Raw genomic sequence first — 20,389 nt, forward strand, 5'->3', positions numbered from 1 at the left:
TTTTCGTGCGGTGACGTTCGGCAACCTCAAGGTGTCGTCCACGACCGTGGGGACGATGCTGGTGCTTCTCTTGACACTGTTGTCGGCACCCCAAGGTGCGACGGCGAACGCAATTCCGCTCACTGGTCGGATTTCCGGTGTCGAATTGTCCGAGTACCCGTTCCCCGCGGATCTCGCGTCGCGCTACGGGGTGACCGTCGACAAGCCGTTGCTCGATGCTTTCGCACGTGACTATGCGCAGTCCGGCGACGATGTGTCGGGCAGGGGAATCGGGCCGGACGTCGACGACCTCTTTCTGTGGTGGCTGCCCTCGCGGCTGAGCGGAATCGTCTATGGGACGCAGGCCCCGCCCGCGGGCGTGGACCTGGATCCCGCCAAACCCCGAGACCTCGGCAAGATGCTCTGGCTCGCACATGTCTACGGCTACTATCTCGGCGGCTGGGTGTTCGCGAAGGTTTCCGAGTTCGCGGACCCTGCCAATCCAGCCAGCCGGATCGTACTGCCGGATATCGCGCTTCCTGATCCGTTGGTCGGCGTGCACTATGACGATCTCGCGGAATCGGTGCGCGTGGCCGCCGCCGGATCTCCTCGCGAGGTGATGGATCGAACGAGGTACACGCTGCGTGGGGATGGGCGCCTGTTCATCAACAACGACTTCGGAATGTTCGGATACGACGCGGGCTACCTGCAGCTCATCATGCGTGACAACAAACCACGAGACGTTGTTCCGAGAGTGGACTTTCGGTTTGATCGCGGAAGGCTTCTGGGTGCGCAGTACGGCGGACGACAGGAGAGCTACGTGACGCACGCCCGGCGGCAGTATCAGCGAGCGGAACGCGCAGGTGCCGGGGTGGCAACGAGGATGAGGTCGGCGGTACAGGGGAGCGGTGCAGAACCCGACTTGCGCACAGTGCAGGAGAACCACGCCGTACTGGGCGCCGGGCTGTGGTCGACACCGCTGTTCAGTCTCCAGCGCTGGGACGCCGGGTCCTACGGGAAGTTGCTGCGCAATGCGTACTATGCGGTCCAGCAGAACGAGGCAAACTGTCGGGCCGCCGTCGCTGCCTACGCACTCGAGGACATCGATCTCGGTCGTCGACACCTGCGCGCATCCGCGATCTGGCGTGCTTTCATCGGGCAATACTTCACCGGTTTGGCCAGTCCGCCAGGAAACGGTGGTCTGGCGCGCTTCACCTATGCGCGTTAGGGGCTCGCCGACCGACCGACTCGCGGTGACGCACCGGTATGCCCTCACGCCCTGAGATTCCTCAGCACCTCCTCCGCACCCGCGATGAAGATGTCCACGCCGAGTTCGAATTGGCGCCTGTCATAGGTCGTCACGGGTAGTTCGGCGATCCGCGCCAGCGTTTCGAACTCGACCGGGTTGCGCTCTTCGAGCGCGCTGCGCAGGATCAGCGCGCGGGGACTGGTGGTTCCGCTGCTGAACTCGAGAACCACGTCACGCGCGTATGCCAGGCAGATGTTGGTCAGCAACGACAGCGATCGCATCGCGCTCTCGTCGTCGAATCCTGCCGACACCATCTTCTGGAGCACGGCTTCAGTCGGCTCGAGCACCCGGGTGACATACGGACCACTGAGCCGAATCCGATCCGCGAGGGTGCCGGTCGCGATGGCGCTGTCGGTGAAACCCCTGGCGTACGTGCGGCATGCCGCTTGCCACTGCACGTGCTGCTCGATCGCCACCGCCGAGAACGACGCCGCGAACGCGTCCATCGCGACCAGACCCAGAAGCGCCTCGCGGTCGTTGACGTGGTGATTGATCGCCTTTCGGTCGACGCCCAGGCGATCGGCGAGTGCCTGCATCGACAACTCGTCGGGCGCAAGGGATCTGGCCGCTTCGATGATCTGCTCGAGGGTGAGACCGGCCCGTACGCCGACAGCGCGTCGGGTTGGCGTACGGCGTGGGCCGGTGGCAGGGGTCATCAGTTGCTCCGCTGAAGGTGATCGACATTGACGGTTGGTGTGTCCGAGGATACATTGGCGACAAACCGAGTTCCCGATCGGGAACTTGCGGCCGTGGACCAAGGAGTGTCAAGTGACCGACGTCGTTCAGGAGCACAAGCCCGAGTGGCAGATTGTGACCAAGGAGCGCCTGGAGGGCAACGCCCAGCGGTGGCGTCGCTTCGGCGAGCCGGTACCTGCTGGACAGAGCCGGCTGGAGGACGGAAGCCCCGACTACGGCATCTTCGGCCCCGGCTCTGTGGTCTGGGAAGTACTCCTGCATCCGGCGACCATCGTGTTCCAGTACGCATTCCAGGGAGTCTTCCAGTCGACCTACAAACCCGTGATCGCGGGCGTGCGCGATCACGATCCGCTCTCGCGAAAGACGTTGAAGGGCACCGTAACGGTCTTCGACCTCTTCGAACGCGGTCAGCGCAACTCGGGAATGCACGCGCCGATGTGGCTCGCCGACACTCCGTCCGCGGAGCGGATGGCAAAGCACCTCCGAAACATTCACAGCAAGGTCGCCGGGCCGGTCATCAACGTCGCCGAGCCCGAACTCGGTGGGTACGGCGCAACCGAGCCCCGAGAGGCGATGTGGGCCGCGCTCACCGAGATGCACTCGATGCTGTGGCTCTACGAGTCGTTCGCCTTCCGCGACGGCAAGTTGCCGCACCGGCTCTCACCCGACAAGCGCGATCGGTACATTGCCGAGTCGGCAGCTTACCTTCGGCTCGTCGGTGCCGACGAAGCCGAGATCCCGCTGTCGATGGCCGATCTCAAGGCGCTCTACCAAAAGTACGATGCGCTGTTCGGTACGGATCCGCAGATGGCGATCTTTCCCGACAGCGGTGACGATTTCGCTGAGCAGATGTTCCGGCTCATGAAGGAGAATTTCCACCGGTCACAGTTGCCGGCCGCCTTCCACGCGGGTCTGCTGGATCACGGATTGTTCCGCCAGCTGGCAGCCGGTGCGGCATCGGGAAGGATGCGGCAATCCCTGGGTATGGGTCCGGTGCGGTCGCGAGTTGCGGTCCGGGCCATGAAACTTGCGCTGCCGCTGATCTGGCTTCTGCAGCGCGGGCCATTCGAACGGCACTACATGCGTCTCATGTGGGGACCCGACGGCGTGAAGCTGATCGAGTCCGCCCGCAAACTCCAAGCAGAGTCCGGCGCGCGTAACGGCTGATGCCGTATCCATGTGCCGGTATGCCTGGCCGACGCCCCTCTCGGCGTTTCGGTCGGGGATTGTCGACGGTCACGTAATTCCCCACGTTGAGGTGTGCTGAGGCCAGCGTTACCGAGGTGGCCTACTTGGCCATCGGAGTGGACACCGATGGCCGCAAACACGCTCTGGGCGTGTGGATTCAAGACACCGAGGGCGCGAAGTCCTGGCAGAAGGTGATCATTGATCTGCGTAACCGCGGCGTCAAGGACATCCTCATCGCCTGCTGTGACGGGCTGACGGGGCTGCCGGATGCGATCCGGTCGATCTACCCTGACACGGTCGTGCAGACGTGTGTGGTGCACGTGATTCGCAACGCGATGCGGTTCGTGTCCTCCAAGGACCGCAAGAAGATCGCTGCCGGCATGCGGGAGATCCGGACGCTTGACAGTTTCCGTGACAGGCTCGCTTGCCCCGTCTGCGGGTCGGTCCGCATCCCCAACTTGCCGCAATCGACCTGGGCTTCCTCACCCGCAGGGATCGGGCCCCGCGGTGGGGTCGCCTTGGCCTCGTTGATCTGCTCGGCGAAATGTGTTGCCATATAGCACCGTACCGTTGTGCGATCGTCGCGATTGTCACCGCAGCGTTGAGTTGATTGGTAATCGACTCGTGATGGGCGCCGATCAACGGCAACGTCACCGCCCGCACCGAGGGATCGGCCACCTCCCGAAACCATTTGGCGATCAACGCCCGCCACAGCGCCTCATCGAACCCGTCATCGGTCCCCGGGCACATCCCCGACAACTGCATCATCGTCCACGTCCTCCGTATCACCTCAGGCCGCTTCCCAAGGCCCCAGCAGGAGGCCTCGACAGGAGGCGAACCTGTAGCAGACCCCGACAGACGCGCCCCAGGGTGGGGAATTACGTGACAGCAGGGTAGGGAATTACATGGCGGACCACCCCATCAACCTGGGGAATTCCGTGAGCGCTGACAGAAGGCATACGCCACCAATATCACCGCTCCTACAACAGGATTCGTCATCGGCGCGTACCACCGGCGGTGGCGGATCGAGAAGACCCTCCGGATGCCGAAATCGGACCTGGCCGCCCGCCCGCTCCATCCTCGCCTCCGCGATCATCGACGCCCACCTGGGCCAAGTCGCGTCAGATGGCCCGTCCGCGAACGTGCGGAACTCGCTGCGGCCGACCCGAACAGCTCACCGGCTCGCCGGTCTGGGCTGCTCGGCGTGCGTTCCTTCGTCGAACCCGCGCACCGGATCGACAACGAGCGTGGCCTCTGTCGCACCGGGATGGGCGGTCTCGTGTTCCCTGACGGCCCGAGTGGGACGGCGGCGGATCCACAGCACGGCCATCACGATGATGAGAACTCCCGCGATGCCTGCTGTCCATGGGAAGTACACCCCGACGGCACGAAGCTTCGTGCGGCCATCGCCGGCCTTGGTGACCATCGCGGACTCCGTCTTGGAATCGAACCGCACAGAGCCGTTGAAGACGTCGACTGCGTACTGATCATCGGCCGATCGTGCGAAATAAGTTCGCGGATGGGACTGCACCATGACGGTGGCTCCCGTCGTTGGTTCCACCCATACGTCTTGCACGTTTGTGTAAAAGGCGTACATCTCGACCTGTTGTCGCCCGCGCATGCCCCATTGATATGCGGGCAGAGCTGTGACCGCATGCTCACACCCTGCGTCGACGACAACCGTAGTGGGGCGACGACCGCGCGAAAATGGTAGGTGCGTAGTCCGCCGATGCGTGTCTCGTCGTCTACGTATTCGGCAGTGGTGCGCGAGGACGAACCGGAATCGTAGTAGCGATAAGCTCGACGCTCCGTCCGCATGGGGAAGCTGTATGCGGTGCCGAGTCGACCGGGAACGGTGATCGCGTCACCGGCCGCTTCGAGGCGCACCTGGGGGGCCGGGCCGTCGACCGCGGTGAAGCTCGCCCGGTCCACGGCTGTCTGATCGACGAATGCGGACACGATTTCACCATTGTCGGACCGCACCATTTTCATCGCGGTCGACATCACCGTGACGTCCTCGCCTGCGGGGTGTCCGACGGTATGTGAGGTGACACTGATCGGGACGTCCTGCTGGACGGCCACACGTCTGCCCGACTGGATCGATGCACGGTCGATCAGCGTTGCCGTACCCGTGGAGACCGTCACGGTGTCCACGCTCGGTGGCATCACCGCGAGGCGACCGAGCAGGACGGTGGGCACCAGGCCGGCGATGGTCACCAGCATGGTGCCGACACCGATCGCGAGGTAGCCGGGCCAGATTCGGCTCCGTTGCCGGTCAGGCACCGGCGAGGTCTCCTCGGGATGCCCTGGTTGCTCAGTCGGATGGTGAGACGAAGACAACTGCCGCGGTTCGGGCGTGGTGTGCGTCACAGCCACCAATGGTCTATTCCCGGCTGGGAACTGTCAAGTCCCCGCGGCAATTACTGTAAGGACGTCGGTATCGGGCGGGCCGGGCCGTCACATGACCAACGGATCGCGCGGGAGACCCAGGATCCGTTCGCCGATCTGGTTCCGGGAGATCTCTGATGTACCACCCGCGATGGTGTTCTGCCGCGCGTACATGTACAGCGCACCCACCTCGAGCGCGGCGCCGCTGGCGAGCATTGCGTCCGGGCCCATCAGTTCCATGGCCACGTCCAGTGTTCGCTGCCCGAGTTCGGCGTTGAGCAGTTTTGTCACGTTGCCCTCGGGACCCGGTTCGCCGCCTGTGACCGCTCGCGCGGCCCGACGGACGTTCATCGAACGCACTGTGTGAGTTTCGGCCAGGAGCGCACCCACTCGCGTCCGGGCCCCGTCGAGGTCGATACGACGCGATCGCCACGCCTTCAACGGATCGATCGTCGCGACAAGTCCTTCGCCGCCGATCGTCACCCGCTCATTGCCCAGGGTCGACCGGGCCACGGTCCAGCCGCGGTTCAATTCTCCGACGACGTCGTCATCCGGAACGAAGACATCATCGAAGAACACCTCGTTGAACAGGGAACTCCCGGCGGCATCACGCAACGGCCGGATGTCCACGCCTGGTGCTTTCAGATCGATGACCATGGTCGTGATCCCCGCATGTTTCGGGGCATCCGGATCGGTTCGGATGGTGGCGAGTCCCAGAGCGGCCTCGTGCGCCCCGCTGGTCCACATCTTCTGCCCGGTGACGAGCCAGCCACCGTCGACGCGCTTTGCCCTCGTGCGGATGGCGGCGGCATCGGATCCTGCGTCCGGCTCGCTGAACAGTTGACACCAGATGACGTGACCGTCGAGGGCGGGCCGGATCCATCGCTGTACCTGCTCCGGGGTGCCGTGCTGGATGAGGGTCGCCAGGATCCATCCGGTGATACCGAGATGGACCTTACCGAGGCCGGCTTTGGCGATCTCTTCGTCGATGACGAGTTGTTCGACCGGTCCGGCACCCCGGCCCCATGGTCGCGGCCAGTGCGGCATGGCGAGCCCACTGTCGACGAGCCGACTTCGCTGCTCCTCGTCCGGACCTGCGCCGACGTCGGCGACCAGTGCGCGGATCTCCATCCGAATCTGCTCGGCCTCGGGCGGCAACTCCAACCTCGCCCGGCGGGAGATGCCCGAGTCCGCCAGCGCGAGGACGTTCTCGGCGGAAGTGGACGGGCTCGTCAGCGCTCCGAGAGCGGCCGCGCGGCGGATGTGGACATGTGCGTCGTGTTCCCATGTGAAGCCGATTCCGCCATGGATCTGGACGTTGAGCTGAGCATTCTGCTGGAATGCCGGCACTGCCACGGCCACCGCTGCGGCCGCCGCCATCGACCGCTGGTCGGCACTCTCACCCGCCGCTCGGGCAGCGTCCCAGGTGGCTGCCGCCGCGAGCTCAGCAGCGGCAAACATGTTGGCGCAGTGGTGTTTGACCGCGCCGAAGGCGCCGATGGGTCTGCCGAACTGCCGACGCGCCTTCGCGTACTCGACGGACATGTCGACGCACGCCCGTGCGCCACCTGCGGCTTCGGCCGATACCAGGGTGCGTGCGATGTCGAGTACGACGCTGCCGGCCCCGCGGAGGATCACGAGGGCGGACCGGTTCACGCACTCGAGCCGGACCCGCGCAGCGCGCCGGGTCGGGTCGAAGTTGGGTTCGTCGGAGACGACGACGCCGGCCTCGGCCGACGGGAAGACGAAGACGTCGTCACCGGAAACGCAGACGATGAGGTCGGCGAGGGGGGCGCCCAGCACGATGCCGGCGTCACCGGATACCGACGATTCGGTGGCCGACAAGGATCCGCCGAGGCCCACCGCGGCCACCCGCTCACCGCCGATGAGCCCGGGCAGCAGTTGGGTGCACTGCTCATCGGTGGCGCAGGCGTCGATCAGCGCGGAGGCGATGACCGTGGGCAGGAAGGGCCCGGGCGCGAGGACCCTCCCCATCTCTTCGATGATCACCGCCAGCTCGGGCAGGCCGCCGCCACCACCGCCGTGCTCTTCGCGGATGTGCACCCCGAGCCAGCCGAGGTCGGCCATGGCGCCCCAGAAGGAGGGCAGAGAGTCGTTCGGCGCATCGAGAAGCGATCGCGATTCGCCTCTCGCGTCGACCGATTCGAGAAAGCGTGCGACAACCTCGGCGAGGGCGCGATGGTCGTCGGTGATGGCGATGCTCATTGTTCTCCTGAATATCTCTGGCTGGGAAGGGAATGTCACGGCGAAGCGAGTCGGATGTCGTGGGCTGCAGGGGAACCGCGACTGCCGAACGTCACGGTGCGGTCTTGGGCGAACGTCGGTCCAAGCGCGATGAGGCAAGTCGGGCGGCGTGGGCCACGATGTCGGTGGATCGGCTTCCGAGTATGCGCGGCAATGCGGCGGCGATCCGTCCGTCGGCCCCGATGAGGATTCGGCCCCGGTTCTTCTCCACTCCCCGGAGGATCAGCCGTGCCGCCTTCTCCGGCGTGGTCAACGCCGCTCGGTCGCCGAGTTTTCTCGTCCGCTCGGCGTCGGGGTCGTGCTCCGAGACGCGTGCGTTGGCCGAGAAGTTGGTTCGCACCACGCCTGGATGTACGCAGTGGACCGTCACCGGACGCCGATCGATGATCATCTCCTGCCGCAGAGCCTCGGTGAAGCCCCGCACGGCGAACTTCGACGTGCTGTAGGCGCTCTGCGACGGGACCGCGATCAATCCGAAGGCGCTCGATATGTTGATCAGGCGGGCGGGCCGGTCTTGTGTTCCGGACTCGCAAAGCTGTGGAAGGAATGCCTTGGTGCCGTTGATGATACCCAACAGCCAATCGAGATCGTCCCACGTGGTGTCGGCCACAGTGGAAATCAGGTCGACTCCCGCATTGTTGAACACCATCGATGCGGGTCCGAGGTCGCGGCGTACCGCCTCGGCGCAGCCGAGGACGGCGTCTCGGTCAGCGACATCGAGGCGGTATGACGAGACCTGTCCTGGCGCACACGACGCCGCGGTCGCCGCGAGTCCGGCCTCGTCGATGTCGCAGGCAGCGACGCGCGCACCGTCCGCTACCAGCGCCTGCGTCAACGCCTGGCCGATACCCGAGCCGGCCCCGGTGACCACGGCCACGTGACTGGAGTACTTCATGTGAGTTCGCCTGTCTCTCTGGATTCGCCGAATCGACCACCGGCGGGCGGTATCCGGTCAGTGTCCGGATTCCGCGATTGCCTTGATCCGGCGCACTGATGCGTCGAGATTCTCCTGCAGGTCCGTCCGGCGATCCCAGACGAACAGTGCGAGGCGTTCGAACAGTACGACCGGGATGGCGAGGTCGACGCACATACGGCACGTTTCGGTGAGTCGGGTTTCGTCCTCGGACAGCGGTTCGATCGTGTAGGTCCATCGGGTCCATTCGCCGCCCATCGCCTCGACGACGTAGGAGAACGAACGGCCGGGATGTACCTCGACCACCTCCGCCGCCGTGCGCCACCGACCGAGCCGGCGACGATTCCACGCCTGGAATCTGGTGGCCGTGAGCCACTCTGCACGAACGGTTTCCGGACTCCATTGCGGGGTGCGGGTGATGTCGGCGACGATCGCATAGATCTCGTCCGGGTGGGCGCGCACCGAGATCGATGCCGAGATGGCGTCGTCTTTCCGGAGCAACGGCACGACGATCCCCGGGTCAGGCCGTTGCCAACTCCGGTGGGCGGGCCGCCTCCGGATCGGGATTCGCGATCGGCAGGCCCATGAAGCGACGGGCGTTGTCGCCCATGAAATCCCACGTGCGGCGATTGTCCATCCCCTCGGCGTACTTCCAGTAGCCCTTCGGCTCCGGCAGTCCCTCGGGGTGTGGGTAATCCGATCCGAACATCACCTTGTCCCAGCCGACGGTTTCCACGACATCGGCCACGGAGCCTTCCCAGAACGGGCTCACCCAGATGTTTCGCCGGAAGACGTCCAACGGATCCTCGGGGAAGTTCTGCGGCATCTTCTTCGTGAGGTCGGCGAGGTCATGGAAGAGCGGATGAATCCACGAACTGCCGTTCTCGACACTGGCGATCCGCAATTTCGGGAATCGGGTCAGCGTGCCGTGGCAGATGAGACTGCCGATCATGTCCGAGATCTCACGATGGCCGAGGGCCAGCCAGCGGAACGAGCTCATCGCCATGAAGTTCTTGGTCCTGGGAGGCTCCCACTTGTTGACATACTCGTCGAGCGGAGGCTGACTGGCGTGCAACACGATCGGGAGGCCGGAAGCTTCCACGTCACGCCAGAACGGATCGAACTCGGGCAGTGCGGGCGAACGCCACCCGTGCAGACCCTTGACTGGCGCCGGCTTGATGAGCGCGACTTTCGCGCCGTTCTCGAGGATGTACTCCAGCTCGCGCTGTGCACCCTCGACTTCCGCGCAGTTGATGATCGGAGTGGAGAACACCCGGTCCTGGTATGCATACGTCCAGTGCTCGAGCATCCACTGATTGAGTGCGTGGATGATGGCCAGCGTCAGTTCCGGATCGTCCGCCGCCGAATGCTCGACGAGGCTCGCGAGTGTCGGGTAGTTGAGGCATTCCCGTACGCCCTGGCGATCGAGTTCGATGACCCGGTCCGCGGGATTGCGGGTGGCGGCCGGTGCTTCGATCGCCTTGCCCTGCATCTCACGCAGCGTCAGTCCCTCGGTGTTCTCGCCGGCGAAGAACTTCTCGTGCGCGCCAGGTGCGGCGACGCGATCGAACGTCGGGTTGGGGATGAAATCGGTGATCTTGCCGTTGATCGCGAGCCGGGTGTGCCGACCGACCTGGACGTACTGGACTGCCTGTCGGTACTCATCCGGCAGATACTTGGTGAGCGCGTCCGCCGTCTCGTACATGTGGGCGTCGGCGTCGAAGATCGGGGCGCCGGTGGGCTGCGTCATACGTCTACTCCTCGTCCGTGCTGGATCGGGTCTGAGCTGAACTCGAGCTTCGCACTACTTGACGGATGTGTCAACAGTAGGTCCAACAGTAAGCAGCGGTAGCCTTTTGAGCTCGTATAATCCACTCTTGACGTAGCCGTCAGATAAGTTGGGCCGATGAGCATTGCCGACGAAGTGGAAACCTCGCCGTCGCGGCCCGGCCGGGCTGACCGCACGCGCGCTGCCATTCTCGCCGCGAGTCGCGAACTCTTTCTAGAACGCGGGTACGCGGGAACCGCGGTCAACGCGATCACCGAGGCCTGCGGTATCTCCCGGGCGGGCTTCTACACCTACTTCAGGGACAAGCGTGAGGTGTTCGGGTTGCTCGGGGACCGCGCATATCGAGACCTCCGGGGGGTGTTGGCGATGTGGGAGACGTTCGGGGAACCCTATCGGCTGGAAGACGTGCGCGAGTTCGTCCGATCCTACTTCGCCTACATGGACCGCCATGGCGCCTTCGCGATGTCCGCCACCCATTCGGCTCCGGATGACGAGGAGTACCGCAGGGGCAACTCTCGGATGCAAACGCGGATCGCGTGGATGCTCGGCCAGTCGATCTCTCCGCCGCCCGACCACTCGCCGGAAGTCGTAGGCGTCGCTGCGCTGGGTCTGCTCGATCGCTCCTGGCACACGGTCCGCACGCAGACCGTCGCCATGGACGACGCCGAGATGATCGCGGTTCTGGCCGACGTCATCTACGGGATGGGTGCGCGGGGACGCGGATCGGGCGATTGAGCGGGTGATCTTGTGTGGGGCCGATGCAACTTGTACTTTGGGTCACACACTGGGTCGTAATGATTACTGTTGGAACGACAGTAAGACGCTCTACTTGGAGGCAGTAGTGAGGGAATGGACGGTCGGCGAGATTCTGGATGTCGTCGCGGGCGCAGTACCCGATCGCGCGATGACGATCTGCGGTTCGCGCCGCACGACGTTCGCAGAATCCGCCGAGCGAACTCAGCACCTGGCGAACTACCTGGCCTCCCGTGGCCTGGGCGCGCATGCCGATCGCGCGGACCTCAACCGCTGGGAGTGCGGGCAGAGTCGCGTCGCGTTGATCATGCACAACGACCTGTACATCGACGCCTACGTCGCCTGCCTCCGCGGGCGGGTCGTTCCGGTCAACATAAACCACCATTACTCGTCGCGGGAGATCAAGGCGCTGCTCGAACATGTGCAGCCGTCCGGCCTGATCTTTCACCGCTCCCTGGCCCATCTCATCGCCGAGGCCACGATCCCGGCCGGCGTCGAGGTGCTGGTCGCGATCGAGGACGGGGTAGGGCCGGTCATCCCAGGTGAGGTGTCGTTGGAGGAAGCGCTGGCCGAGGGGGCGAGCGCCGAACCGGTGGTTCCGTCGCCGGACGATCTCATGATGGTGTGTACCGGCGGTACGACCGGACTTCCGAAGGGTGTGCTGTGGCGTCAGGCCGATGCGTACATCTCCACGATGACCGGGATGGAACACGAAACCGAGGAAGCGCTCGTCGAGTTCATTCCGAAGACGGGCGAGCCGTTCTTCGCTGTGTCGCCCCTCATGCATGCGGCGGGCGTGTCGACCGCGCTGAGTGCGGTGGTGGCCGGACGGACGGCGGTGATCTACGACAACAAGGGCCGGTTCGATCCGCGATCGGTCCTGGAGACGGCGGAGCGCGAAAAGGTACGCATCCTGACCATCGTCGGGGACGCCTACGCCGGGCCGCTGATCACCGAGCTACGGTCGAGGCAGTATGACCTCTCGCACCTGATCGGGATCGGCAGCGGTGGCGCTGCGATCAATCCCCGCCACAAGGCCGAGCTGCTGGAGCTGTTGCCGCACATCGTGATTCTGGATACCTTCGGCTCCTCCGAGACCGGCGGGATGGCAACAAGCCCGACACTGGCGAACTCACCGGCGGACACCTTCGTCATGCACCCGAGTGGACGGGTGGTCTCCGACGACCGCGGTCGATTCCTCGAGCCCGGTAGCGGCGAGCTCGGCTGGATCGCGCGAACCGGACGAGTTCCGCTCGGCTACTTCAACGACTCCGAGGCGACGTTGCGTACCTTCCCCGAGATCGACGGTGTGCGTGTCTCGATCCCCGGGGACCGAGCACATCTCGAGGCCGACGGATCGATTCGTCTGCACGGCCGCGATTCGCTGGTCATCAACAGCGGTGGCGAGAAGATCTTTGTCGAAGAAGTCGAGGAGATCCTGCGCGGCCATCCGGTTGTCGTGGACGCTCTCGTCGTGGGCCGACCCAGTACCCGGTGGGGCAACGAGGTGGTCGCTGTGGTCGCCTTTGAGCCCGACGGTGAGCTGTCGGTCGACGAATTACGTGCGTTCGCCGCGGAGCATCTGGCCAGGTACAAAGTGCCGAAAGAGATCATCGTCGTCGACGAGGTCGCGCGACTCGCGAACGGCAAGGCCGACTACCGCTGGGCGAAGTCGACGGCGCAACGTGCATCCGCAGAGGCCACCACATCCGCGGCCGTGACCGATGCTGCCTCCGCCGTCGCGACCTCGAGCTGATACGAACCGCGACGACATCGGTCGTCGCGGTGTGCTGACTCATCCTTCTGGAAGGTGATACGAATGGACTTCGCTCGAGTGGAACTCGGTGCGACCGACCGCGAGTTCCAGGAACGTGTCCGTGCGTTCCTGGCGGCCAATGTGAGCGACGAACTGCTCCGGGCCGAGCGCGCGACCGGCGACGGGGTCATCCTCGATCTGCATCGGGCGATGGGCGCGCGGGGGTGGCTCGAGGCGGAGGCGACCACGGTCGACGAGGGCGGGTTCACCGCGATACAGAAGAGGATCTGGGATCTCGAACGCCGCCGACTCGGCCTGCCGCTCGAACGGTGGGGCGCCACCATGATGATCCTGCAGGCGGTTCGCCAGTACGCCACCCCAGAACTCCTCGACGAGGTGTTGGCGCGGGTGTATCGCGGTGAGGCGCTGTTCTCCATGGGATACACCGAACCCGAAGGCGGCTCCGACATCGCCACCTGCAAGACGCGGGCGGCCCGCGACGGTGACGGATGGGTCATCAACGGACAGAAGATGTTCACCTCCGGCGCAAACATCTGCCAGTACGTCTTTCTGCTGACCAACACCGATCCTGCGGGCAAGCGTCATCGCAACCTGACGATGTTCCTCGTGCCGCTGGATACACCAGGCATCGAGGTCCAGCGATTACAGACCGTCGACGACGACAGCACCACGATCACCTACTATGCCGACGTCCGTATCCCCGATCGTTACCGGTTGGGAGAGGTCAACGACGGGTGGGCGGTGCTCAGCGGTCCGCTGGCGGCCGAACACGGCGCCGTCGACAGCGCCGACGCGGGTCTGACGGACATCACGACGATGTCCAACTTCGGTATGGCAATGGCGATTTCGGCCGATCTGGCCGTCGGGCTCGCCACCGCCGACGGACCCGACGGTCGGCGGTCGCTCAACGACGACGCGGTGTCCTACCGACTCGGCCGCGCGCACTCGCGGATCGAGGCGGCGCTCAGCACACCGAGCCTGTTCGGTCGGGTGGCCATCGCACAGGCGATGCGCGACATCGCACCGGAGCTGATGGACGTGCTCGGCGGCGCGGCGGCACTGGCTTCCTCCACGCCCGGCGCACTCGCCGACGGGGAGCAAGGACCCGAGTACCTGTATCGCTGGGCGCCGTTGGTCGGAATCTATGGCGGCACAATCGATGTCTTCCGCAACATGATCGCCCAGCACATCCTCGGACTGGGCCGGCCGACCTACGTGGCACCCACCAAGTGATTCACCGGGTGGCCGGTCGCGATCGGTAGAGCGCCGTCACCTCGGCGATCGTGACCTTCCACGCGGCGTTGCGCGGCAGTGCGGGCAGAACACGGATCGACACCGGCACGTGGTGGCTGGGAAGCTGTTCTCGCACAACGCTTTTCAGCTCCTCTTCTGAGGGGGTGGTGGCTCCGCGGCGCAGCTCGACCGCAGCGAAGGGAACCTGTCCGAGGCGGGCGTCGTCGACGCCGACGACGGACGCGTCGAGTACGGCAGGGTGGAGCATCAGCGCCGATCGAACGACTTCGGGCAGGATCTTGAATCCGCCACGGTTGATCGCTCCGTCTCCTCGGCCGTGGAGGTAGACGAAGCCGTCGGTGTCCACCGAGGCCAGGTCGGTCGTCCGAATCCAGTCGGGGCCGATGACGTCGACCTTGCCCTCGAGCAGGCCCTGCTTGCCCGCCGCGACTTCCCGGCCCGTGTCCGCGTCCACGATCCGGACGTGCACGCCCGGCAACGGACGACCGACACTCCGAGGTTTCTCGACGCCGAACCGTCGGTGGTCGTCCGGTGTCCACGCGCACACCGATCCGGCGAATTCCGTTGCACCATAAGCCCACAGCAGGGGGATGTCGTACTTCTCCTCGAATGCGGTACGGAGTTCGGGTTCCAGAGGGCCCGAGCCACCGGGCAGGTACTCGATCGACGCCAGATCCTCCTTGGGGACGTCGGCTTCCAGGAGCATACGCAGCAGCGCCGGCTGCACGCCTGCTCGCCTGATCCGGTAGGTCTTGACCGCGCGCACCCAGTCCTCGACGGTGAACTTCTCCAGCAGCACCATGCGCTTGTCGAGGAAGGGGGCCGCCAGGAGTTGACAGACGCCCACGCTGCCGAACGGCCAGTAGACCAGTTCGGGCGGATCGTCGTAGCAACCCGAGAGGCCCATGGTCATGGTGGTGACCGTATGGCTGAGCACGTCGGTACGCAGTGGTGAACGTTTCGGCGGTCCGGTGGTTCCGCTCGAGAGTATGTGCAGACCAGCGGCGTCCTGACTCGTACGGGCGATCTGGACGCGCTCGGGCGTGGGTTCGAGCAGGAGTTCGGCGGAGGGCGGATGCACCGACAGCGAGATCGCCGCGCACCCGGTCCGCCGCGCGGCATCGAGAGTGCTGTCCGTCCAGTCCTCGCGGTCGGCGATCACCGCGGCCGGTGCCAACGTCTCGATGTCGCGGGCGATCGACTGCGCCGATTGATACGAGTAGATCATCGCGATGGGACGTCCTGCGGCGATGAGCCCCAGTGTTGCGGCCGCGTGGGGGAGACGATTGCGCGCCACCAGTCCGACGGAGGCCTGGGGCGCGATGCCCGCATCCGTGAGAATGCCGGTGACGGTGTCGATCTGAGCGAGCACGTCGTCGCCGGAATACCATCGTCGCTCGTACTCGATGAACGGCCGGGGACCGTAGCCGGCCAGATGGTCGGCAAGTTCCGCTGCGAAGTCGACCGCGGGAGTTGTGGCGATATCGTCGGATTTCACGCTGGTGTGGTGTTCCACAGTCGGCACTCCTGTCGAGCGGATGACGTCCTCGCCCACTGTACTGAAATAGTTACTGTAATACTGGTGATATCGAATGATCGAACATCGAAGGGGTACGAGAAAATGACGCAGACGGTGATCGTCTCCGGCGGTTCGGGTGGACTGGGATCCGCGGTGACACAGAAGCTGCTCGGCGACGGATGGCGGGTCGTGGTGCCGTGGATCGTCGAGGACGAACTCGGTAGGTTGCCCGAATCGGACGCGCTCACACTGGTCCGGGCCGACCTGTTCGACGAGGCGGGAGCGCGAGACGTGGTCGCCGCGGCGGCGGACGATGCAGGTGCGCCGGTGACCGCCGTGGTCAACCTGATCGGTGGATTCGCGATGGGCGAGCGAATCGACGCGACTCCGGTCGACGAGTTCGACCGGTTGCTCCGGCTCAACCTCCGGCCGCTCTACCTGCTCAGTCAGGCGGCGATCCCGCAGCTGATCGCCGCGGGCGGCGGCTCGATCGTGGGGGTCTCCGCCAAGGCGGCGTTTGCGCCGTTCGCCGGTGCCGCCGGTTACATCACCTCGAAGGCCGCCGTGTGGGCGTTCATCAGCGCCCTTGCCGCCGAGTACAAGGACGACGGAATCCGGGCGAACGCCATCCTTCCGTCGGTCATCGACACCCCCGGAAACCGCGAGTCCCAACCGGACTCGTCGCGCAAGGGATGGGTATCGCCCGCGACGATCGCCGAGACTATCGGTTTCCTCGTCTCGGACGCCTCAGCCGCCGTGACCGGCGCGCAGGTGCCGGTGCCCGGCGTCGGCTGACGTCGCACGCGCTCATCCTTCTCGTGGTGGTCGGCCAATGGTGGACCGGGCCCCGACGAGACCGTCGACCGCGAAACGTTCGATCAGCGCACTCACTGCCCGGCCATCATCGCCCGGACTGGACGATGCCTGGAAAACGGTGAACGACAACAGAATTCGTGCAAACGTGCGTTTGCCGGAACCGTCGACATCGAGGTCGACGGTTCGGCGCCGGTCGCGTTGGGAGTTCCTGCGGTACAGTCGATCTGGGTTGTCTGCCGATAAACAGAGGCCGTTCGTCAGGCGAAGTCGCGCTCTATCCCCGATCCTGGTCGCAGTGGTCCTCGGGTACTGGTCGACCTGTCGAGACGGGGTCAGCCGACGAGTGAGACGCCGCCGTCGACCGCGATGGTCTGGCCGGTGATGAAACCACACTCCATCAGGAAGATGTAGGCCTGCGCGACCTCATCCGGGTCGGCGGTCCGGCCGAGTGGGATGCTGCGCGCCATGTCCTGTCGGGTGCGCTCGAGGTCGTCGGCGGGAGTGTCCCGCCAGAGGCCGGTCGGCGTCCATGCCGGCGCGACCGCGTTGGCGCGGACGCGAGGTGCGAGTTCTATCGCGAGGCCCTGCACCAACATCGAGATGGCATGGTTTCCGACCAGGGCGCCGGCTGCCTCATGCGGTCGTCCACCTGCCCCGGCGGTGAACACCATGCTGCCCCCATCCCGGAGATGAGGTGCGGCCGCCCGGGCGATCGACAGATTCGCGTAGAACTTGTCCTCGATTGTCGCCCGGATCAATTCTGATGTGGCACTGAGAAATCCACCTGCCATCGCGCCACCGACCATGGAAACCAGGTGATCGACCGTGCCGAGGTCGCCGAGAAAGCCGGTGAGTTCGTCCGTCAGCGTCGCGTCGAGGGCGGCGCCGCGCACCTCCGTGCCGAACTGCGCGGACAACTCTGCGGTGACGCGATCGAGCTTGCACCTGTCTCGGCCGACGACGGTCACCGCGGCCCCGGCGGCCAGCCCGCGGCTCGCAATTCGTCTACCGAAACCCGATGTCCCGCCGATGACGACGATCCGCGTGCGGGCGAGGGCAGCCGATGCGTTCACTCCCCGCCCTTGGCAACGGATTTACGCAACTCGTCGTCCCAACGGGGGAAGATGTCCGTGTGGAGTCCGAACTGGTCGAGCGCTCTGCCGACGGTGTGGTCGACGACCTCCTCCAGTGTCGACGGCCGCGAATAGAAGGCCGGCACCGGCGGGAAGATGGTGCCCCCGGCCTCGGTGATCGCGGCCATGTTCCGCAGGTGGATCAGATTCAGCGGGGACTCGCGGACCATCAAGACCAGTGGGCGCCGCTCCTTGAGTACGACGTCGGCGGCGCGGGTGAGTAGCGACGATGTGACACCGGAGGCTATCTCGCCGACCGACCGCATCGATGCCGGTGCGATCAGCATGCCGCTCGTCCGGAAGGATCCCGACGACAACGGGGCCCCGACGTCGGTGACCGCATATGCGTGATCGGCCTTCGCGGCGAGGTCACTTCGAGAGAGATCGGTCTCGTAGGCCATCGTGAGTTCGGCAGATTTGCTGACCACCAGGTGGGTCTCGACATCGATCGACCGAAGGACCTCGAGTGCACGTACGGCATAGATGATCCCGGTTGCGCCGGTGACCCCGACGATGATCCGGCGTGGGACAGGCGTTGTCTCGGGCATGAGCTCACCCTACCGGCGAGACCGTCACGTGGGCATCGAGTCTCGGATAGACGGCGAGTGCGTTGCCTTCCAGGATGGCCACTCGATCCGCTTCATCGAGGTCGGCATGCTCGACATAGCGGCGTGTGTCGTCGAAGTGATGGCCGGTGCGCGGATCGATGTCACGCACTGCGCCGATCATCTCGGAGGCGAAAAGTACGTTGCGCGTGGGGATCACGTCGAGCAGGAGATCGATGCCGGGCTGGTGATACACGCACGTGTCGAAGAAGACGTTCCCCAGTATGAGTTCTTCGAGCGGCGGCTTGTCCATCGCCATCGCCAGGCCTCGGAAGCGTCCCCAGTGGTAGGGTATGGCTCCGCCGCCGTGGGGGATCACCATTCGCAGAGTGGGGAAATCGGCGAACAGGTCGCCCTGGATCAACTGCATCACGGCAGTGGTGTCGGCGTTGAGGTAGTGAGCGCCGGTGGTGTGAAAGGCCGGGTTGCAACTCGTACTGACATGCACCATCGCGGGTATGTCGTATTCGACCAGCTTCTCGTAGATCGGATACCAGTGCCGATCGGTCAACGGCGGCGCCGTCCAGTGCCCCCCGGACGGGTCCGGGTTCAGGTTGATGGCGACGGCGTCGAACTCCTCGACACACCTGATCAGCTCCGGGACGGAGGTGGCAGGGTCCACGTCCGGGGACTGGGGGAGCATGGCGGCCGGTGCGAATCGGCCCGGATAGAGTCGACTGACCCGATGGCACAGTTCATTGCAGATGGCAGCCCAGCGGGAAGAGGCCTGGAAGTCACCGATGTGGTGGGCCATGAACGACGCGCGGGGGGAGAAGATCGTGAGATCGATCCCTCGCTCGTCCATCAGTCGCAGCTGGTTGGTCTCGATGCTGTCGCGAATCTCCTCGTCGGTGATGCGCAACGTCGACGGATCGGGGGTGATCGCGGGATTGTCGAGGCCGGCGATCTGCCGATCCCGCCATTCGCCCAGGGCTTTCGGAGCCGTCGTGTAATGGCCGTGGATGTCGATGATCACTGTCAACTCCTGGGATCGGGATGGGACAGAGCCTGTCTGCTGCTCAGGACCCGGGCTCGTGGACCGGTGGGGTGCCATGCGTGTGGAACGACGCGATGGTCTTGAGTCCCCAGGCCTGTCCCTTGGCGCGCTCGGCCTCGCTCCACTCGATGACCTCCCAGTCCGGGTCGAGGATCATGCGTGCGCCGGGGTTGCAGAACTCGATCCGGTTGCCGCCGGGTTCCCAGACGTAGAGGAAGAAGGTCTGCTGGATGGCATGCTTGTGCGGACCGGTCTCGATGAACACCCCGTTCTCCAGGAAGACGTCGCAGGCGCGCAGGATGTCTTCCCTCGTGTCGGTGGCAAAGGCGACGTGGTGCAACCGTCCATTGCTGCCTGTCCAGTCGCCGGTGTAGACGACGTCGTAGGTCTTGTTGGTGAAGCTGACCCATTGGCCGGCGATGTTTCCCGTGTCGAGTCGGATCTGCTCGGTGACCCGGCCGCCCAGGACCTCCTGGAGGAACGTGCCGTTGGTCTCGACGTCCTTTGCGAGATAGTTGATGTGGTCCAGCCGCCGGACCGTCGCCGGTGCGCCCGGGTAGCGTTCGGCCTGGTTCTTCAGCTTCGGCGCGAATTCGGCGGGAGGCGTGAGCTTCTCGGTCTCCCAGTAGAGGTCCATCTGATGGCCGTCTGGATCGGTGAAGTGATACGTCTTCCCGATGCCGGGCTCGCCCTCGCCCCAGCCCAGCCCGAGTCCCGCCGCCTCGATCGCGGCAACCCGGCGTTCGAGCGCCTCGGGACTCGAGGCACGGTAGCTGAGCTTTCCGACACCAGAGGTCTCGTGTGCGGTGAGGGTGACGGTGTGGTGCTCGTAGTCGTCCCATGAGCGCAGATACGCGCTGTTGCCTTCGGTGGCGACCTGACGCATGCCGAGCAGGTCGGTGAAGAACCACAGGCTCTCGTCGAAGGTGGGTGTCAGCAACTCGACATGACCGAGATGGGCGATGTCGAAGCGGGCGAGGTTTTCCATGATGCAGCTTTCTGATGCGG

Annotated in this window: 17 protein-coding genes and 2 pseudogenes; 7 read left to right on the top strand and 12 right to left on the bottom strand. The window is 65.1% G+C overall.

Annotated features, from left to right (window positions below):
- Nucleotides 1-10: 10 nt before the first annotated feature.
- Complete coding sequence (locus AAFP35_RS14985) at nucleotides 11-1,207, top strand: hypothetical protein (protein ID WP_419222423.1); 1,197 nt, start codon at nucleotides 11-13, stop codon at nucleotides 1,205-1,207.
- A gap of 44 nt (nucleotides 1,208-1,251) precedes the next feature.
- Here AAFP35_RS14985 and AAFP35_RS14990 read toward each other — a convergent pair whose 3' ends face one another.
- The gene (locus AAFP35_RS14990; RefSeq protein WP_419222424.1) at nucleotides 1,252-1,944 is read right to left on the bottom strand and encodes a TetR/AcrR family transcriptional regulator C-terminal domain-containing protein; all 693 of its coding nucleotides are present in this window, start codon (nucleotides 1,942-1,944) and stop codon (nucleotides 1,252-1,254) included.
- 112 nt (nucleotides 1,945-2,056) lie between these two features.
- Between AAFP35_RS14990 and AAFP35_RS14995 the strand changes: the two genes are divergently transcribed.
- Both AAFP35_RS14995 and AAFP35_RS15000 read left to right on the top strand, forming a co-directional pair.
- Complete coding sequence (locus AAFP35_RS14995; RefSeq protein WP_419222425.1) at nucleotides 2,057-3,151, top strand: oxygenase MpaB family protein; 1,095 nt, start codon at nucleotides 2,057-2,059, stop codon at nucleotides 3,149-3,151.
- Between the two features lie 86 nt (nucleotides 3,152-3,237).
- Nucleotides 3,238-3,570: pseudogene (locus tag AAFP35_RS15000) on the top strand (transposase); the annotation flags it as partial.
- A gap of 776 nt (nucleotides 3,571-4,346) precedes the next feature.
- Here the strand turns inward: AAFP35_RS15000 and AAFP35_RS15005 are convergent.
- From AAFP35_RS15005 to AAFP35_RS15030, 6 genes and pseudogenes are all read right to left on the bottom strand, one after another.
- Nucleotides 4,347-5,003: a porin PorA family protein gene (locus AAFP35_RS15005; RefSeq protein ID WP_419222508.1), complete on the bottom strand. Its 657-nt coding sequence runs from the start codon at nucleotides 5,001-5,003 to the stop codon at nucleotides 4,347-4,349.
- Nucleotides 4,901-5,395, bottom strand: a pseudogene (locus AAFP35_RS15010) (porin PorA family protein); the annotation flags it as partial. The gene AAFP35_RS15005 and the pseudogene AAFP35_RS15010, both read right to left, overlap by 103 nt.
- A gap of 234 nt (nucleotides 5,396-5,629) precedes the next feature.
- The gene (locus tag AAFP35_RS15015; RefSeq protein WP_419222426.1) at nucleotides 5,630-7,786 is read right to left on the bottom strand and encodes an acyl-CoA dehydrogenase; all 2,157 of its coding nucleotides are present in this window, start codon (nucleotides 7,784-7,786) and stop codon (nucleotides 5,630-5,632) included.
- Between the two features lie 91 nt (nucleotides 7,787-7,877).
- Nucleotides 7,878-8,720: an SDR family NAD(P)-dependent oxidoreductase gene (locus tag AAFP35_RS15020; protein WP_419222427.1), complete on the bottom strand. Its 843-nt coding sequence runs from the start codon at nucleotides 8,718-8,720 to the stop codon at nucleotides 7,878-7,880.
- 57 nt (nucleotides 8,721-8,777) lie between these two features.
- Nucleotides 8,778-9,245 (bottom strand): SRPBCC family protein, encoded by a 468-nt coding sequence (locus AAFP35_RS15025; RefSeq protein ID WP_419222428.1) that lies wholly within the window; start codon nucleotides 9,243-9,245, stop codon nucleotides 8,778-8,780.
- Between the two features lie 13 nt (nucleotides 9,246-9,258).
- Nucleotides 9,259-10,488, bottom strand: coding sequence for an amidohydrolase family protein (locus tag AAFP35_RS15030; protein WP_419222429.1), 1,230 nt, complete (start codon nucleotides 10,486-10,488; stop codon nucleotides 9,259-9,261).
- Between the two features lie 156 nt (nucleotides 10,489-10,644).
- On the opposite strand from AAFP35_RS15030, the gene AAFP35_RS15035 reads away from it, so the two are divergent.
- The 3 genes from AAFP35_RS15035 (at nucleotide 10,645) to AAFP35_RS15045 (ending at nucleotide 14,290) form a co-directional block, all read left to right on the top strand.
- A complete protein-coding gene (locus AAFP35_RS15035; protein ID WP_419222430.1) occupies nucleotides 10,645-11,262 on the top strand; it encodes a TetR/AcrR family transcriptional regulator in 618 nt (205 codons plus the stop codon).
- 106 nt (nucleotides 11,263-11,368) lie between these two features.
- The gene (locus AAFP35_RS15040) at nucleotides 11,369-13,036 is read left to right on the top strand and encodes an AMP-binding protein (RefSeq protein ID WP_419222431.1); all 1,668 of its coding nucleotides are present in this window, start codon (nucleotides 11,369-11,371) and stop codon (nucleotides 13,034-13,036) included.
- A 63-nt stretch (nucleotides 13,037-13,099) separates the two neighbouring features.
- Nucleotides 13,100-14,290: an acyl-CoA dehydrogenase family protein gene (locus AAFP35_RS15045; RefSeq protein ID WP_419222432.1), complete on the top strand. Its 1,191-nt coding sequence runs from the start codon at nucleotides 13,100-13,102 to the stop codon at nucleotides 14,288-14,290.
- Between the two features lies 1 nt (nucleotide 14,291).
- Here AAFP35_RS15045 and AAFP35_RS15050 read toward each other — a convergent pair whose 3' ends face one another.
- Entirely contained in the window at nucleotides 14,292-15,809 is a 1,518-nt protein-coding gene (locus AAFP35_RS15050) for a class I adenylate-forming enzyme family protein (protein ID WP_419222433.1), read from the bottom strand.
- 123 nt (nucleotides 15,810-15,932) lie between these two features.
- On the opposite strand from AAFP35_RS15050, the gene AAFP35_RS15055 reads away from it, so the two are divergent.
- Nucleotides 15,933-16,625, top strand: a complete 693-nt coding sequence (locus tag AAFP35_RS15055) for an SDR family NAD(P)-dependent oxidoreductase (protein ID WP_419222434.1) — start codon at nucleotides 15,933-15,935, stop codon at nucleotides 16,623-16,625.
- Between the two features lie 353 nt (nucleotides 16,626-16,978).
- Here AAFP35_RS15055 and AAFP35_RS15060 read toward each other — a convergent pair whose 3' ends face one another.
- The 4 genes from AAFP35_RS15060 to AAFP35_RS15075 are packed head-to-tail and all read right to left on the bottom strand — an operon-like array spanning nucleotide 16,979 to nucleotide 20,369.
- Complete coding sequence (locus AAFP35_RS15060) at nucleotides 16,979-17,719, bottom strand: SDR family oxidoreductase (RefSeq protein WP_419222435.1); 741 nt, start codon at nucleotides 17,717-17,719, stop codon at nucleotides 16,979-16,981.
- Entirely contained in the window at nucleotides 17,716-18,327 is a 612-nt protein-coding gene (locus tag AAFP35_RS15065; RefSeq protein WP_419222436.1) for a UbiX family flavin prenyltransferase, read from the bottom strand. The genes AAFP35_RS15060 and AAFP35_RS15065 overlap by 4 nt, the downstream gene beginning before the upstream one ends.
- Before the next feature lie 4 nt (nucleotides 18,328-18,331).
- A complete protein-coding gene (locus tag AAFP35_RS15070) occupies nucleotides 18,332-19,360 on the bottom strand; it encodes an amidohydrolase family protein (RefSeq protein ID WP_419222437.1) in 1,029 nt (342 codons plus the stop codon).
- Nucleotides 19,361-19,403: 43 nt separating this feature from the next.
- Nucleotides 19,404-20,369 (bottom strand): VOC family protein, encoded by a 966-nt coding sequence (locus tag AAFP35_RS15075; RefSeq protein WP_419222438.1) that lies wholly within the window; start codon nucleotides 20,367-20,369, stop codon nucleotides 19,404-19,406.
- Nucleotides 20,370-20,389: the final 20 nt, after the last annotated feature.

The organism is Gordonia sp. CPCC 206044 (assembly GCF_048537895.1).
GTDB lineage: Bacteria > Actinomycetota > Actinomycetes > Mycobacteriales > Mycobacteriaceae > Gordonia.